The sequence below is a fragment of the Pseudomonas crudilactis genome (assembly GCF_013433315.1).
GTDB classification, from domain to species: domain Bacteria; phylum Pseudomonadota; class Gammaproteobacteria; order Pseudomonadales; family Pseudomonadaceae; genus Aquipseudomonas; species Aquipseudomonas crudilactis.
Window position 1 is genome coordinate 115,494 of the sequence record NZ_WXVV01000020.1, and the last position, 15,690, is coordinate 131,183.

General features: G+C 60.4%; 13 protein-coding genes. 10 read left to right on the forward strand and 3 right to left on the reverse strand.

The window, feature by feature from the left end; all coding sequences use genetic code 11:
• Window positions 1–111 precede the first annotated feature (111 nt).
• The 3 genes from GTU76_RS21290 to GTU76_RS21300 all read left to right on the forward strand — a co-directional run bounded on the left by GTU76_RS21290 (window position 112) and on the right by GTU76_RS21300 (window position 3,260).
• Window positions 112–1,128, forward strand: a complete 1,017-nt coding sequence (locus GTU76_RS21290) for an arginine N-succinyltransferase (protein ID WP_180699514.1) — start codon at window positions 112–114, stop codon at window positions 1,126–1,128.
• 61 nt (window positions 1,129–1,189) lie between these two features.
• Window positions 1,190–2,224 (forward strand): arginine N-succinyltransferase, encoded by a 1,035-nt coding sequence (astA, locus tag GTU76_RS21295; protein ID WP_016983246.1) that lies wholly within the window; start codon window positions 1,190–1,192, stop codon window positions 2,222–2,224.
• Between the two features lie 166 nt (window positions 2,225–2,390).
• The gene (locus GTU76_RS21300; protein WP_007919546.1) at window positions 2,391–3,260 is read left to right on the forward strand and encodes an isocitrate lyase/PEP mutase family protein; all 870 of its coding nucleotides are present in this window, start codon (window positions 2,391–2,393) and stop codon (window positions 3,258–3,260) included.
• Window positions 3,261–3,393: 133 nt separating this feature from the next.
• Here GTU76_RS21300 and GTU76_RS21305 read toward each other — a convergent pair whose 3' ends face one another.
• The 3 genes from GTU76_RS21305 to GTU76_RS21315 all read right to left on the reverse strand — a co-directional run bounded on the left by GTU76_RS21305 (window position 3,394) and on the right by GTU76_RS21315 (window position 6,764).
• Window positions 3,394–3,696 (reverse strand): hypothetical protein, encoded by a 303-nt coding sequence (locus tag GTU76_RS21305; protein WP_016983245.1) that lies wholly within the window; start codon window positions 3,694–3,696, stop codon window positions 3,394–3,396.
• A 540-nt stretch (window positions 3,697–4,236) separates the two neighbouring features.
• On the reverse strand, window positions 4,237–5,475 hold the full coding sequence (locus GTU76_RS21310; protein WP_016983309.1) for a M20/M25/M40 family metallo-hydrolase: 1,239 nt from the start codon (window positions 5,473–5,475) through the stop codon (window positions 4,237–4,239).
• 215 nt (window positions 5,476–5,690) lie between these two features.
• Window positions 5,691–6,764, reverse strand: coding sequence for a diguanylate cyclase (locus tag GTU76_RS21315; RefSeq protein ID WP_180699515.1), 1,074 nt, complete (start codon window positions 6,762–6,764; stop codon window positions 5,691–5,693).
• Window positions 6,765–6,941: 177 nt separating this feature from the next.
• Between GTU76_RS21315 and GTU76_RS21320 the strand changes: the two genes are divergently transcribed.
• The 7 genes from GTU76_RS21320 to GTU76_RS21350 all read left to right on the forward strand — a co-directional run bounded on the left by GTU76_RS21320 (window position 6,942) and on the right by GTU76_RS21350 (window position 15,568).
• Window positions 6,942–8,396, forward strand: coding sequence for a flavin-containing monooxygenase (locus tag GTU76_RS21320; RefSeq protein WP_180699516.1), 1,455 nt, complete (start codon window positions 6,942–6,944; stop codon window positions 8,394–8,396).
• A gap of 21 nt (window positions 8,397–8,417) precedes the next feature.
• The gene (locus GTU76_RS21325) at window positions 8,418–9,344 is read left to right on the forward strand and encodes an alpha/beta fold hydrolase (protein WP_016983312.1); all 927 of its coding nucleotides are present in this window, start codon (window positions 8,418–8,420) and stop codon (window positions 9,342–9,344) included.
• A gap of 37 nt (window positions 9,345–9,381) precedes the next feature.
• Window positions 9,382–10,881 carry a glycolate oxidase subunit GlcD gene (gene glcD, locus GTU76_RS21330; protein ID WP_180699517.1) on the forward strand — a complete coding sequence of 500 codons (1,500 nt, stop codon included), beginning with the start codon at window positions 9,382–9,384 and terminating at the stop codon, window positions 10,879–10,881.
• On the forward strand, window positions 10,881–11,930 hold the full coding sequence (gene glcE / locus GTU76_RS21335; RefSeq protein ID WP_016983314.1) for a glycolate oxidase subunit GlcE: 1,050 nt from the start codon (window positions 10,881–10,883) through the stop codon (window positions 11,928–11,930). The genes glcD and glcE overlap by 1 nt, the downstream gene beginning before the upstream one ends.
• Window positions 11,931–11,932: 2 nt before the next feature.
• Complete coding sequence (gene glcF, locus GTU76_RS21340) at window positions 11,933–13,153, forward strand: glycolate oxidase subunit GlcF (protein ID WP_016983315.1); 1,221 nt, start codon at window positions 11,933–11,935, stop codon at window positions 13,151–13,153.
• Window positions 13,154–13,241: 88 nt separating this feature from the next.
• On the forward strand, window positions 13,242–14,621 hold the full coding sequence (gene hglS / locus GTU76_RS21345; RefSeq protein WP_180699518.1) for a 2-oxoadipate dioxygenase/decarboxylase HglS: 1,380 nt from the start codon (window positions 13,242–13,244) through the stop codon (window positions 14,619–14,621).
• Window positions 14,622–15,052: 431 nt separating this feature from the next.
• A complete protein-coding gene (locus tag GTU76_RS21350; RefSeq protein ID WP_007919523.1) occupies window positions 15,053–15,568 on the forward strand; it encodes an Hcp family type VI secretion system effector in 516 nt (171 codons plus the stop codon).
• Window positions 15,569–15,690 lie beyond the last annotated feature (122 nt).

The following is a 15,690-nucleotide window of genomic DNA, read 5'->3' on the forward strand; positions in this document are numbered from 1 at the left end:
AAGAGCGGCGTCTGACAACAAATCAGGCGACCGCCGATTTATCGCGTGGAAACCGACAGTGATAGTCAGGTTCGGCGACTTTGCCGAACCTTTTGATACAGGAGTACATCCATGCTGGTCTTACGCCCAGTCGAGCAGACTGACCTGCCCCAGCTACAACAATTGGCCCGCGACAGTCTGGTGGGCGTGACCTCCCTGCCGGACGACAGCGAGCGCCTGCGCGCGAAAATCGCCGGTTCCTGTGCCTCCTTCGCCAGCGCGGCAGAGGCTAACGGCCCGGAGAACTACTTCTTCGTGCTGGAAGACCTCGACAGCCAACGGCTGCTCGGCTGCTCGGAAATTCTCGCGACGGCGGGCTTCGACGAGCCGTTCTACAGCCTGCGCAACCGCCACTTCACCAGTGCGTCCCGCGAGCTGAACATCGAACACGTCGTGCCAGCGCTGTCGCTGTGCCACGACCTCAACGACCACACGCTGCTGCGCGGCTTTCACATCGACGCCAATCTGGTGCGCACGCCATTTTCCGAGTTGCTGTCTCGGGCGCGCCTGCTGTTCATCGCCGCTCATGCACCGCGCTTTGCCGAGGCGGTGATTACCGAAATCGTCGGTTACAGCGACGAGGCCGGCAATTCACCGTTCTGGGATGCGCTGGGCAAGCATTTCTTCGACCTGCCCTACGCGGAAGCCGAACGCCTGTGCGGGCTGCAGAGCCGCACGTTTCTCGCCGAACTGATGCCGCAATACCCGATCTACGTGCCGATGCTGCCGCAAGCTGCACAGGACTGCATCGGGCGCATCCACCCGGATGGCCAGGAAGCGTTCGACATCCTTGAGCGTGAAGGCTTCGAAACCAACAGCTACATCGACCTGTTCGACGCCGGCCCGACCCTGTATGCGCGTACCGCCAATATCCGTTCGATCGCCCGCAGCCAGACCGCAACGGTGCAGCAACGACCACAGATCGATTCCCGTGGCCGTTACCTGCTGAGCAATGACGCGCTGCACGGCTTTCGCGCGATCATGGCCGAACTCGATTTCCAACCCGATCAACCGCTGTCCCTCACCCCTGCAATGTGTGCGGCGCTGAACGTGACCGATGGCAGCCCGATCCGGCTGATTGCCCTGTGAAACCCGCGCGGTTGCGCAGTCAACGACAGTGCCCGAACAGGCGCGCAGAAGGAGATACAGCATGATTGTCCGCCCGGTCAAAGTCAGCGACCTGCCAGCCTTGATGGCGCTGGTGCAACAGGCCGGCCCGGGGTTCACCACCCTGCCGGCCAACGAAGATCGCCTGTCCCACCGGGTTCGTTGGGCACAACGGGCGTTCGCCGAACAGGTCGAACGTGCCGATGCGGACTATCTGTTTGTGCTCGAAGACGACGACATGCGTGTAGTCGGCGTCAGCGCATTGGCCGGTGCGGTCGGCCTGCGCGAGCCCTGGTACAACTATCGGGTCGGGTTGACCGTGAGTTCGGCACCGGATCTGGGTATTCAACGGCAGATCCCGACGCTGTTCCTCAACAACGAACTGACTGGCCAATCGGAGCTGTGCTCATTGTTTCTTGGCCATGATCAGCGCCACGGCAGCAATGGCCGCCTGCTGTCGCTGGGACGTTTGCTGTTCGTTGCCGAATTCCCGCACCTGTTCGGCGAGAAGATGATTGCCGAACTGCGCGGCAGTGCCGATGAACACGGTTGTTCGCCGTTCTGGGACAGTCTGGGCCGGCATTTCTTTCAGATGGACTTCAGCCATGCCGATCACTTGTCCGGCCTTGGCAACAAATCGTTCATCGCCGAACTGATGCCGCGCCAGCCGCTGTACACCTGCATGCTCACCGAACAAGCCCAGGCGGCGATCGGCCAGGCACACCCCAATACCGAGCCGGCGCTGAAGATCCTCCAGGCCGAAGGCTTTACCCACAAAGGCTACATCGACATCTTCGACGGCGGCCCGGTGATCGAAGCGCCCGTGCGCAATATCCGCACCGTGCGCGAGAGCGTTGAGCTGACCCTGAGCCTCGGCAGCCCGGATGAACAGGCACCGCTGTGGCTGATTCACAACCGGCGCCTGGAAAACTGCCGCATCACCGTCGCCCGCGCCCGTCGGGTCGGCAGCAGCCTGGTGATCGACCGCCTCACCGCCAAGCGCCTGCAACTGCAACCGGGCAATTCGGTGCGCGCGGCGATGCTGCCCAATCAACAGCAACAGGCGGTGGCGGCCTGACGGCATCACCGCAAAAAGGTAAATCCTTTCAGCAAAAGCGTCCGCGACAACCTGTCCCTTGCAAATTCGTCATGATCATTGACCCATTCGCGTGATAGCCTTTTCATTCTTCGGCGTTGACACCTTTGTTCAAGCCTTTCCATTCCTTTGTATTGGTGGAACTCGTATGACCAGGCTTTCCCATCAAGATTTGCGCCGTAACTTCCGTCAACTGCTGGCTTCCGACACCTGCTACCACACGGCTTCGGTGTTCGATCCGATGTCCGCGCGCATTGCCGCTGACCTGGGTTTTGAAGTGGGGATCCTCGGCGGTTCCGTGGCCTCTTTGCAGGTACTCGGTGCCCCGGACTTTGCCCTGATCACCCTCAGCGAGTTCGCCGAACAGGCCACCCGCATCGGCCGCGTCGCCCAATTGCCAGTGATCGCCGACGCCGACCACGGCTACGGCAACGCCCTCAACGTGATGCGCACCATCGTTGAACTGGAACGCGCCGGGGTCGCCGCCCTGACCATCGAAGACACCTTGCTGCCGGCCCAATTCGGCCGCAAATCCACCGACTTGATCACCGTTGCCGAGGGCGTCGGCAAGATCCGCGCGGCACTGGAAGCCCGGGTTGATACGGAAATGGCGATCATCGCCCGTACCAATGCCGGCATCCTGCCGAATCAGGAAATCATCAGCCGCACTCGCCAGTATCAGGCGGCCGGCGCTGACGGCATCTGCATGGTCGGGATTCAGGATTTCGATCAGCTCGAGCAAATCGCCGAACACCTGACCGTGCCACTGATGCTGGTGACCTACGGCAACCCGGCGCTGCGCGATGACAAACGTCTGGCCGAACTCGGTGTGCGTGTGACCATTGATGGCCATGGCGCTTACTTTGCGGCGATCAAAGCGACGTACGACAGCCTGCGCGAGCAGCGGCAGATCTTTACTCAGGCGTCCGACCTGAGCGCGACCGAGTTGACGCACACCTATACCCAGCCGGAGGAATACATTCTCTGGGCCAAGGAATACATGAGCGTCAAGGAGTGATGGGTTGGCCGGGCTGACGCCATCGCGATCAGGCTCACTCCTACAATTGATCAGTGTTGAACACAAATACTGTTTGCACTGAAGATCTACTGTAGGAGTGAGCCTGCTCGCGATAGCAACAGCCGCTACACCGCTAAACCGGCGTCTTGTAAGCCTCTTCCCGCTGCACCGCCCGCGCCTGAATCACATTCAGAATCGCACAGCCCTCGCGCATCAACAGATGCACCGCGCTGGTCACCCGCGTCAGATCACAATCGAAAATGCCTTTGAGGTTGAGGCTGGCAAAGGTGTCGGCCAGATCGCGCACGACCACAAACCGGTGCATCGCACAGGCGGCCATGTCGCTGAGTTCTGAGTGGGTATTGAGGAAGAGCACCGGGGATTCGGCGTCGTAGGTGTCGATGGGGAGGAAGCGGGGCATTACTTGGTCGGTCATAGAGTTCACTCCAAATAGGGGTCAGGTGCTGTATTCGACCGGCCAAGATCGTCGCAGATTTTTCTGCGAGCCGAGACTATAAGAGCCGCGCTCAACGGCCGCAATGAGCGCTTCTGTCGGACTTTTCGGTATTTTTTGTACGCCGTTCGCGACTTCCATTTTTCCCACAAAAGCCCCTCACCCTAGCCCTCTCCCAGAGGGAGAGGGAACCGATTGGGGGATGCTCGGGATCTACGCCGACTTGTGACACCGCGCTGAATCCGAATTTGAGTTCGAACTGATCTTTCAGGCCGCCGCGTTAACCACAAACAACACGGTCAGTCCCCTCTCCCTCCAGGAAAGAGAACTGATTGGGGGATGCTCGGGATCTACGCCGACTTGTGATACCGCGCTGAATCCGACTTTGAATTCAAATGGATCTTTCAGATCGCCGTATTCATCACAAACAACACGGTCAGTCCCCTCTCCCTCTGGGAGAGGGTTAGGGTGAGGGCAAATGCACCTGACACCCCACCCGCACCAGTCACACCACAAAACCACTCACCGTGGCTTGGCCAACTCCATAATCATCCGCGACAACAGATAAATCCGCGGCGCCACGCTCGCCACTTCGGCGTATTCCTCCGGCGTGTGAATATTGCCGCCAACAATCCCGAAACCATCCAGCGTCGGCGTGCCGACCCCGGCAGACAAACTGGCATCCGCTGCGCCGCCACTGCCCTCCTCCGTCAACTTGCGGCCAATCTCGCCGTAGATCCCCTGAGCCATGGCCATTAGACGATCCGATTCGGGCGTCTGCGGCATCGGTGGCAAGCCGCGTTGCAATGAAGTCTTCACTTCGGTTTCAGGAATCAATTTGTCCTGCGACACCCGCGCCAGATCCTTCTCGATCCGGTCGAACTCCTCCGGCACCGCAGCACGCACATCAGCCTTGGCCGTGGCTTGATCGGGGATCACGTTGGTGCGATCGCCGGCCTTGAGCACGGTGAAGTTGATGGTGGTTTTCTTCGCCTCATCGCCAAGTTTGCCCAGTTGCAGAATCTGGTGCGCGGCCTCCATCGCGGCGTTGCGCCCCAGTTCCGGTGCGACACCAGCGTGCGCCGCTTTGCCCTTGACCTCGACCAGCGCCGTCGCGCTGCCCTTGCGCCATACCACCAGGCCGTCGGCCGGGCGTCCCGGCTCCAGATTGAGCGTCACGTCGTGCTGTTTGGCAGTTTTCTTGATCAGGTCGGTGGCGACGTCCGAGCCGGTTTCCTCGCTGGCGTCGAGCAGGAAGGTGATTTGCGCGTAGTCCTTGAAGTCGAGGTTTTTCAGGACTTTCAGCGCATAGATCCCGGCAACGATGCCGCCCTTGTCATCCATCACCCCCGGCCCGTAGGCGCGGCCGTCCTTGATGTGGAACGGCCGCTCGGCCGCCGAACCCTCCTTGAACACCGTGTCCATGTGCGCCATCAGCAGGATTTTCGCCTTGCCGGTGCCTTTCAGCGTCGCCAGTACATGGTTGGATTTTTCCGGCGTATTGGGCACCAGTTCGATGGTGGCGCCGAGTTTTTTCAGCTCATCGATGGCGATGTCGCTGACTTGCTTGAGGCCGGGTTCATAGCCGGAACCGGAGTCGATATTGACCAGCCGCTCCAGCAGTTTCAGCGCTTCTGGCTGGTATTGCTCGGCATCGGCGAGCACTTGTTTGTGCGGTTCGGCAAAGGCGTGGGCAGCGGAGAAAGCGAGAGACAGGCCGAGGCTGGCGGCCAGCAGGGAGCGAGAAAATGAGAACGTCATGAAGCGATCCTTGTTTCGCGTCGGGGGGATTTAACCGTACCCGACATCGGCGCGAGGCTCTACACCGAATGCGACACTGATCTAACCGACAACACACAACCCCCTGTGGGAGCGAGCTTGCTCGCGAAAGCGGTGGATCAGTCAACATTGATATCGCCTGGCAGGACGCCTTCGCGAGCAAGCTCGCTCCCACAGGGGATGTGTGGTGATGCGGATCAAACCGAATCCAGCAATGTCCGCCGGGGCTTGTCATCGCAATTGCAGATCACCCGGTTACGTCCGCTCGCCTTGGCCTCGTACAACGCCTGATCGGCATCATTGAGCCAGCGCGTCGCGTCGGCATGCGCCGGATCGTACGCCGCCAGGCCGATACTCAAACTGACCTTCAACGCCGGATTCTGCTCATAACCCAGAATCGCGAAACGCTCACGCAACGCCTCCATCGCCTGCGCGGCGTTGAACAACGGCAGTTCCGGCAGAATCACGCAGAACTCATCTCCACCATAGCGCCCGGCAATGTCCGTCGCGCGCAGATTTTGTTTAAGTAACTTGCTCAACTGACGCAACACAATGTCGCCCGCAACATGGCCGTAAGTGTCGTTGATCGCCTTGAAGTGATCGATGTCGATCAACGCAATCGCCGCGCCCTGCTTCTGCCGCTTGCAGCGCTGAAAAGCGATCTCCAGTTGATCCTTCCAGGCGCCGTGGTTAAGCAGCCCGGTGAGGCTGTCGGTGCGGCTCAGGGCAAGCAATTCGCGTTTATGCCGACCGAGGGTGTAGGCCTGGCGAAAGCAGATCCAGCCCAGCGCCAACGGGTACAGCAGCAGTAACGGGAAACAGGCGTACATTTGCGCAGGCGAGGTCTCCGGAACGAATGCCGGGGCAAAGACCACCAGCCCGACGCCGACCCCGAGCAACTGCGCCGCAGAGCCTGCCAATAGAAAGCGTGAACCACCGATAGCGACGTTGTTCATCGCCATCATCGAAATGGTCGTGGCAGTCGGCAGCGGATTGAAATGCATGGCGGCAAGCCAAAAGCCGCCGAAAAAGGCGTCGATCAACAGATTGCGGTGTTCAGCGTGGTAAGGAACCCGGGCGCGGCGCGCCCATTGAAACGCCAGATGCGGCCAGACCAGGCCGTTGAAGAACATCAGTGCCCAGACCCACAGCGGCGGATCGAGCGAGTACATCGCCACGCTCACGCACACGAGCCCCAGAATCAACCCGAGGATGCGCGATGTATAAAGCCTCCTGGCCAATGAAAGTCCCTTTCCTCCGGTATTTCCCATAAGGACCTCGATCACGCACACCGCAGGACGGATGTGCTGGAAGTCTAACAGGGCGACGTTAAATAGCCATCACCGGCCAGCGGGCTGAATAGAGCGACATCACGGCCGCACACAGTGCAAATATTTGGCTATACATGAAAGGAGCAAAATGGAAAAACAACTATAAGAAGGAGGCCCATGCACATCTATAAAGTGTTGATCATCGGCAGTGGTTTTGGCGGTCAATGTGCTGCGGTCAACCTGCTCAAGGCCGGGATCGACGATTTTCGCCTGCTGGAGCGACGGGACTTCTTTGGCGGCACTTGGTGCCAGAACACCTACCCCGGCGCGGCGGTGGACGTGCCATCGCCGCTCTATTCACTGTCGTTTGCCCCGTACCGCTGGTCGCAGATGTTCGCCGGACAGGCCGAATTGCACCGCTACACCGAGCATGTGATCGAGCAGTTCGGTTTGCGCGAACGCGTGGAGCTGGAGGCCAATGTCGAGCGCGTCGAGTGGGACGACACGGAAAAACGCTGGGCCGTGCACACCGCCAGCAAAGGCACCTTTTATGCGCAGTTCCTGATCAATGCCACCGGACCATTGAGCCAACCGGTCATCCCACACTTCCCCGGCCAGGAGCGCTTTCAAGGCAAGACTTTTCATACAAACAACTGGGATCACAGCTACGACTACCGCGGTAAACGTGTGGCCATCGTCGGCAGCGGTGCCAGTGCGGTGCAAGTGATTCCGGCGATTGCGGCGCAGGTCGAGCAACTGCACGTGTTTCAACGCACGCCGCATTGGGTGCTGCCCCGCGCCGATCGCCAGTTCGGGCCGTTGCAACGCTGGCTGCTCGGCCGCAAACCCGCCTACAAACTGTTGCGCTGGCTGATTTACTGGCAATTCGAAACCCGGGTCATCGCGTTCAAATACTCGAAAGCGGCGATTCACATGGTGCAGCAGCACGCCCTGCGTTTTCTCAAACGCCAGGTGCCGGACCCGGTGCTGCGAGAAAAACTCACCCCGGACTTCACCATTGGCTGCAAACGGGTGCTGGTTTCCAGCACCTATTACCCGGCGCTGAACCGTCCCAATGTCACCTTGCATACCCGCGAACAAGGCATCGCTTCCATCGACGAAAGCGGCATCAACACTGAGGACGGCCAACACATCGATGTTGATCTGATCGTCTGGTCGACCGGTTACGACGCCACCGACGGGGTGATTTCCTACCCGGTCAGCGGAAAAAACGCCGTGCAACTCAGAGAGGTCTGGGCGCAATACCCGCGCGCGTATCTGGGCACCAGCCTGCCGGACTTCCCCAACCTGTTTATCGTCACCGGGCCCAACACTGGCATCGGCCACACCTCGGCGCTGTTCATCATCGAGTCGCAGATGAACTACATCCTCGACTGCATTCGCACCGTGCAGGCCAAAGGCCTGCGCAGCATCGAAGTGCGCCGTGATGCGGAACGTACCTACACTGAGATGATTCATCGAGAGATGGAGCGCACGGTCTGGAAGTCCGGCGGCTGCCACAGTTGGTATCAAAGCAAGAGCGGTCATGTGATCGCGATGTTTCCCGGCTTCAGTTTCAGCTATCACCGCTTGACCCGAGCGCTGAAACCGGCCGACCACATTCTGTCCTGAACACGTAAAAGGAAGACGTCGATGCTTTTGCTGTTTGTCGCCCTCGCGGTTTTCGTAGCCTGGAGCTGGTTGAGTTATCCGGCGGTCGGCCATTGGCTGTACGACTTGAACATGGCCATCGAGGCCAAGTTGTACAAATTGCACAAGATCGAAGTGCCGATCGCCGAGATGAGCGTCTCGACGTGGCAGGGCGGGCCGTATGAAGCGGCCAGCGCGATTCTGATGCTGCATGGCTACAGCGCCGAGAAGAATCTGTGGCTGCGCTTTTCCCGGCACTTCGTGCGCCAGTATCGAGTGATTATCCCGGACCTTGCCGGCCATGGTGAAACCGGCTTCAAGGCTGGCGGCGGCTACGACATTCCGTTGCAGGCCAAGCGCATGATCCAGTTGCTCGACGTTTGCGGCGTGGAGAAAGTCCATGTGATCGGCAACTCGATGGGCGGCTACATCGCCGCGTGGCTGGCGGCGACTTATCCGGATCGCATCGCTTCGGTGGCGCTGATCGACCCGGCGGGCGTCACTGCACCGGAGGTCAGCGACATGGAGCGGCATCTGGCGCGCGGGCATAACCCGTTTCTGATCAATTCCCGGGAAGAGTTTCGCCAGTTTTATGCGATGACCATGGAATCACCGCCATGGGTGCCGAATCTGGTGCTGGACGCCATCGCCCAGCGCTACGAACAACAACGCGATGAACTGGAGGAGATCTTCCGCGATTTTCGCGCCAGCCCGCCGATGGAGCCGAAACTCGCCGACATCAAGTGCCCGGCGCTGTTGCTCTGGGGGCGCAAGGATCGGCTGATCGACGTCAGCAGCGTGCCGGTGTGGAGCAAGGGGATTGCCAATTTGCGCGTGGATGTCTGGGACCATGTCGGGCACATGCCGATGGTTGAACAGCCGGGGAATACTGCGCGGCTGTATCGCGAGTTTCTGGGGAGCCAGCATTGAACTTCTGTACATCCCCTGCAGGAGATGTGAGGCGCAGATGAATATTCTTTATGACGAACGCCTCGACGGCCCGCTGCCGCAGGTGAACAAGGCCGACTTGCTCAAGGCCCTGCAACACGCCGTGCCTGACCTCGACATTTTGTGGCGTGAAGAAGAACTCAAACCCTACGAATGCGACGGCCTCTCCGCCTACCGCACCACGCCGATGCTGGTCGCCCTGCCCCGTCGACTCGAGCAAGTGCAAACCCTGCTCAAACTCTGCCATGAAAAAAACGTCCCGGTGGTTGCCCGTGGTGCCGGCACCGGGTTGTCCGGCGGCGCCTTGCCGCTGGAACAGGGCCTGCTGTTGGTGATGGCGCGCTTCAACAACATCCTGCACATCGACCCGGCCGCACGCACCGCGCGGGTTCAACCGGGGGTGCGCAATCTGGCGATATCTCAGGCAGCGGCGCCGTTCGGCCTGTATTACGCGCCGGACCCCTCCTCGCAAATTGCCTGTTCGATCGGCGGCAACGTCGCCGAAAACGCCGGCGGCGTGCATTGCCTCAAGTACGGCCTGACCGTGCACAATCTGCTGAAAATCGAAGTGCTGACCATCGAAGGAGAACGCCTGACCCTCGGTTCGGATGCCCTCGATTCAGCGGGTTTTGATCTACTCGCCTTGTTCACCGGCTCCGAAGGACTGCTGGGGATCATCACCGAAGTCACGGTCAAACTGCTGCCCAAACCGCAAGTCGCGAAAGTGCTGCTGGCCAGTTTCGATTCCGTGGAAAAGGCTGGCCGCGCGGTCGCCGAAATCATCGCGGCGGGGATCATTCCCGGCGGCCTGGAGATGATGGACAACCTCGCCATTCGCGCCGCTGAAGATTTCATCCACGCCGGTTACCCGGTCGACGCCGAGGCGATCCTGCTGTGCGAACTCGACGGTGTCGAAGCCGATGTCCACGACGATTGCCAAAGGGTGCGCGAGGTCATGACCGCGGCCGGTGCCACCGAAGTGCGTCAGGCCCGCGATGAAGCCGAACGTGTGCGCTTCTGGGCCGGACGCAAGAATGCCTTTCCGGCCATCGGCCGTTTGTCACCGGACTATTACTGCATGGACGGCACCATCCCGCGCCGCGAATTGCCCGGTGTCCTGCAAGGTATCGCCCGCCTCGGCGAAGAATACGGTTTGCGCGTGGCCAACGTGTTCCATGCCGGCGACGGCAACATGCACCCGCTGATTCTGTTCGACGCCAATCAACCGGGCGAGCTGCACCGCGCCGAAGCCTTGGGCGGCAAGATCCTCGAACTGTGCGTGCAGGTCGGCGGCAGCATCACCGGCGAACACGGCGTCGGCCGCGAAAAAATCAACCAGATGTGTGCGCAGTTCAACAGCGACGAACTAAGCCTGTTCCATGCTGTAAAAGCTGCGTTCGACCCAAAAGGCCTGCTCAACCCCGGCAAGAACATTCCGACCCTGCACCGCTGCGCCGAATTCGGCGCGATGCATATTCACGCCGGGCAATTGCCCTTTCCCGAACTGGAGCGTTTCTGATGGCCGATGTCGACGCCGCCAGCGCCCTGCTCGATCAGGTCAACGAGGCGCGGGCCAATGCCACGCCGCTGAAAATTCAGGGCGGCAACAGCAAAGCCTTTCTCGGCCGCGAGGTGGCCGGCGAAGTACTCGACACCCGTGCCCACTGCGGCATCGTCCGTTACGAGCCGACCGAACTGGTGGTCACGGCGCGCGCCGGCACGCCTCTGTCCGAACTGCTGGCGGCGCTGGATGCTGCCGGACAAATGTTGCCGTGCGAGCCGCCGGCGTTCGCCGACAGCGCCACCGTCGGCGGCATGATCGCCAGCGGTTTGTCCGGGCCACGACGGCCGTGGTCTGGCTCGGTGCGCGACTTCGTCCTCGGCACGCGGGTGATCACAGGCCTTGGTCAGCACCTGCGTTTCGGCGGCGAAGTGATGAAAAACGTCGCCGGTTATGACCTGTCGCGACTGATGGCCGGCAGTTACGGCTGCCTCGGCGTGCTCACCGAAGTGTCGCTGAAAGTCCTGCCGAAACCGCGCCAGTGCCTGAGCATTCGCCTCGACATGGACTGCGCGCGGGCACTGGCCAAGCTTGCCGAGTGGGGTCAGCAACCGTTGCCGATCAGTGCCGCCTGCCACGATGGCCAGAGCCTGTATCTGCGTCTCGAGGGCGGCGAAGGTTCGGTGACGGCGGCACATCAACGCCTCGGTGGAGAGCCGCTGGGTTCAGGGTTCTGGCGAGATCTGAATGAGCAGCGTCTAGGTTTTTTCAACGAAGGTCTGCCGCTGTGGCGCTTGTCGTTGCCGAACAATCTCGGGCCACTGGATCTGCCCGGCGAGCAACTGATCGACTGGGCCGGTGCACAACGCTGGCTGAAATCCGACGCGGCGCACATTCATATCCTCGCTCAGGAACTCGGCGGCCATGCCACCTGCTTCACCCACGGCGCCAGCTCTTCGCCGTTCCAGCCGCTGGCCTGGACACTGCTGCGTTATCACCGGCAACTCAAAGCGCAGCTCGACCCGCAAGGGCTGTTCAATCCCGGGCGGATGTACGCGGAGTTCTAGCCATGCAAACCACCCTCAGCGAACAATCGCGACAACTGCCCCGCGCCGCCGAGGCGGAGAAGATTCTGCGCACCTGCGTGCACTGTGGTTTTTGCAACGCGACCTGTCCGACCTATCAATTGCTCGGTGATGAACTCGATGGCCCGCGCGGGCGCATCTACCTGATCAAGCAAGTGCTCGAAGGCGCACCCGCGACGGCGCAGACACAACTGCATCTGGATCGCTGCCTGTCGTGCCGTAACTGCGAAACCACCTGCCCGTCCGGCGTCGACTATCACAACCTGCTCGACATCGGCCGCGCGGTGGTCGATCAAGCAGTGCCGCGTCCGGCGGCGCAACGCCTGTTACGTGAGGGCTTGCGCGCATTGGCGCCGAATCCGGGATTGTTCAAAGGTTTGTTGCGAGTGGGCACGACGTTTCGGCCGCTGTTGCCGCGAATGCTGGAAAGCAAATTGCCGCAGCACTTGCCGGTTAACAGCTCGCGCCCTGCCCCCCGGCATGCCCGTCGCGTGTTGTTGCTTGAAGGCTGCGTACAACCGGGGTTGTCGCCAAACACCAATGACGCTACGGCGCGGGTGCTGGATCGCTTGGGCATCAGTGTCACCCCGGTGGCCGAGGCCGGGTGTTGCGGCGCGTTGGACTATCACCTCGACGCCCAGGCCAAAGGCCTCGACCGCGCGCGTCAAAACATCGATGCCTGGTGGCCGCACCTGCAAAACGGTGCCGAAGCGATTGTGCAGACCGCCAGCGGTTGCGGCGCATTCATCAAGGATTACGGGCATTTGCTGGAAGACGATCCGCTGTATGCAGCCAAGGCCCGGGAAATCAGCGAGCGCACGGTGGATCTGGTGCAGATACTCGCGCAGGAACCGCTCGAACAGATCTGCGCTGCCACTGAACGGCGGGTTGCCGTGCATTGCCCGTGCACGTTGCAGCATGCGTTGAAACTGGGCGGTGCGGTGGAAGCTGTGCTGACGCGCTTGGGTTTCAATCTTACCGCCGTGCCCGACGGCCATTTGTGCTGCGGCTCGGCGGGCACGTATTCGTTGACGCAACCGGCGTTGGCCCGGCAACTGCGCGACAACCGCCTCAATGCGCTGGAAAGCGGCCGCCCCGAGCTGATCGTCACCTCCAACGTCGGCTGTCAGAGCCATCTGGGCAGCGCCGGGCGCACTCGGGTGATGCACTGGATCGAACTGGTGGATCAGTCGTTGGCAGAATGAAGTTCGTAGGATTCTTCGTTTGCCCGCGTGCGAGAAGGCTGCGATCTTTTCCCTCATCCATTCCGTGACCGTGGCAGGAATTTTTTTCATGACCGTGCAGCCGTTCATCAGCCCCGACCTGATCCGCCAACGCTTCTCCAAAGCGATGTCCGACATGTACCGCGAGGAAGTGCCGTTGTACGGCGCGCTGATGCAGTTGGTCGAGCAAACCAACCGCGAGGTGCTTGCACGTCAACCGGATATCGCCCGGCAACTCGACAGCACCGGCGAAATTCAGCGGCTGGATATGGAGCGCCATGGCGCCATCCGCGTTGGTACTGCGACGGAACTGGCCACCCTCGCCCGCCTGTTTGCGGTGATGGGCATGCAACCGGTGGGTTATTACGACCTGACCCCGGCGGGCGTGCCGGTGCACTCCACAGCGTTTCGCGCGGTGCATGAAGAGGCGCTGCAAGTCAGCCCGTTTCGGGTGTTTACGTCGCTGTTGCGCCTCGAGTTGATTGAGGATGCGCAACTGCGGGCCTTTGCCGAATCAGTGCTGGCCAAGCGTTCGATCTTTACCTCGGAGGCGTTGCGCCTGATCGCGCAAGCTGAAAACGCGGGCGGACTGAATGAAAGCGAGGCCGAGGCATTCGTCCTGCAGGCACTGGAAACCTTTCGCTGGCATCACAGCGCCACGGTTACCGCTGCGCAATATCAAACTTTGAGCGCCCAACACCGTTTGATCGCCGATGTGGTGGCGTTCAAAGGCCCGCACATCAATCACCTGACGCCGCGCACGCTGGACATCGACCGCGTCCAGGAACAGATGCCAGCCCATGGCATCACCCCGAAAGCCGTGATCGAAGGCCCACCGCGCCGGCAGTGCCCGATCCTGCTGCGCCAGACCAGTTTCAAGGCGCTGGACGAGCCGATCGCCTTCACCGATCAAAACCAAATCCGTGGCAGCCACAGCGCGCGTTTCGGCGAAATCGAACAGCGCGGCGCGGCACTTACGCCCAAAGGCCGGGCGCTGTATGACCGCTTGCTGAATGCCGCGCGCGATGAACTCGGTGACTTCCCCAACGAAGCCAACGCCGCACGCTACAACGCGCTGATGGCTCAGCACTTTGGCGAATTTCCTGACAGTGTCGAGGGTATGCGTGAACAAGAACTGGCGTACTTTCGCTATTTCGCCACGGAAAAGGGCCTGGCAGCGGTAGGGCTTGGGCAGTCATCTTTGGAGGACTTGTTGCGCGATGGTTATGTGAAAGCGGAACCGTTGGTGTACGAAGATTTCCTGCCGGTGAGTGCGGCGGGGATTTTTCAGTCGAACCTTGGGGATGCGGCGCAGGCGCTTTATGGCGAGCATTCCAATCGGCAGGCCTTCGAGCAGGCGCTGGGGCGCGCGACCATTGATGAGTTGCGGTTGTATGCGGCGACGCAGCAGCGTTCGATTGATGAGTGCCTGACACAACTTACGCGTTGAAAAATCAAAAGATCGCAGCCTTCGGCAGCTCCTACAGGAAAAATACATTCCAAATGTAGGAGCTGCCGAAGGCTGCGATCTTTTGATCTGAAAATCTTGAAGCAGCCGCCTCGACCAAATGATGGCGCGTAGCCATTGTGCGCAAGAAGTTGCGCACTTGTTTTGCAAAAAAGCCTGATAAAACCGCTGGGAGCCACGTCGCACAAGGCCTGCAGCCAAGTGCGCAAGAAGTTGCGCAGTACTGCGCAACTTCTTGCGCACTTTTGCATTCGGCGCGCGCTTTATTTCGCACAAGCGCCTGAAAAATCAGACAAACACCCCGGCCCGCATGGCCCGCACAATTGTTGGCACGCTCCTTGATAACAGTCAGGCACCCACCGGGCGATTTCGCCTCCCGGGCACCTTAAATTATTCCGCAAGGAGAGCACCCCATGGCAACACCAGCGTACATGTCGGTTACCGGCGAAAAACAAGGCCTGATCACTGCAGGCGCTTTCACCGCTGACTCCGTAGGCAACACCTACCAGGAAGGCCACGAAGACCAGGTTATGGTTCAGGCTTTCAGCCACGACGTGATCATCCCGCGTGACCCACAATCCGGTCAGCCAACCGGTCAGCGCGTTCACAAGCCAGTCGTGATCACCAAGGTCTACGACAAGGCTTCGCCTCTGCTGCAAGCCGCTCTGACCTCCGGCGAGCGCATGAGCGAAATCGTTATCCAGTGGTTCCGTACTTCTGCTCAAGGCACCCAAGAGCACTACTACACCACCAAACTGGAAGACGCGATCATCGTCGCCATCAACAACAAAATGCACAACTGCCAGGATCCAGGCAACTCGCACTTCACCCACCTGGAAGAAGTGCAGTTCACCTACCGTAAAATCACCTGGACCCACGAAGTATCCGGTACTTCGGGTTCCGATGACTGGCGTGCTCCAGTCGTTTAATTACGGCTGATCGTTACAAGCATCGGCCAGCTCTGCTGGTCGATGTTGTTTTCGCCCTCCAGAATTTCGCGTAAGTTGAGCCGTTTTGCGGTCGTCAACTCACGCCGCTGTACAGCACGAGG

Bases quoted from the DNA above. Each gene is read 5' to 3' on its own strand.
- GTU76_RS21320 (WP_180699516.1), top strand. From the start codon at position 6,942: ATGCACATCTATAAAGTGTTGATCATCGGCAGTGGTTTTGGCGGTCAA.
- hglS (WP_180699518.1), top strand. From the start codon at position 13,242: ATGACCGTGCAGCCGTTCATCAGCCCCGACCTGATCCGCCAACGCTTC.
- glcD (WP_180699517.1), top strand. From the start codon at position 9,382: ATGAATATTCTTTATGACGAACGCCTCGACGGCCCGCTGCCGCAGGTG.
- GTU76_RS21315 (WP_180699515.1), bottom strand. From the start codon at position 6,764: ATGGGAAATACCGGAGGAAAGGGACTTTCATTGGCCAGGAGGCTTTAT.
- GTU76_RS21325 (WP_016983312.1), top strand. From the start codon at position 8,418: ATGCTTTTGCTGTTTGTCGCCCTCGCGGTTTTCGTAGCCTGGAGCTGG.
- GTU76_RS21290 (WP_180699514.1), top strand. From the start codon at position 112: ATGCTGGTCTTACGCCCAGTCGAGCAGACTGACCTGCCCCAGCTACAA.
- glcE (WP_016983314.1), top strand. From the start codon at position 10,881: ATGGCCGATGTCGACGCCGCCAGCGCCCTGCTCGATCAGGTCAACGAG.
- astA (WP_016983246.1), top strand. From the start codon at position 1,190: ATGATTGTCCGCCCGGTCAAAGTCAGCGACCTGCCAGCCTTGATGGCG.
- glcF (WP_016983315.1), top strand. From the start codon at position 11,933: ATGCAAACCACCCTCAGCGAACAATCGCGACAACTGCCCCGCGCCGCC.
- GTU76_RS21305 (WP_016983245.1), bottom strand. From the start codon at position 3,696: ATGACCGACCAAGTAATGCCCCGCTTCCTCCCCATCGACACCTACGAC.
- GTU76_RS21300 (WP_007919546.1), top strand. From the start codon at position 2,391: ATGACCAGGCTTTCCCATCAAGATTTGCGCCGTAACTTCCGTCAACTG.
- GTU76_RS21310 (WP_016983309.1), bottom strand. From the start codon at position 5,475: ATGACGTTCTCATTTTCTCGCTCCCTGCTGGCCGCCAGCCTCGGCCTG.
- GTU76_RS21350 (WP_007919523.1), top strand. From the start codon at position 15,053: ATGGCAACACCAGCGTACATGTCGGTTACCGGCGAAAAACAAGGCCTG.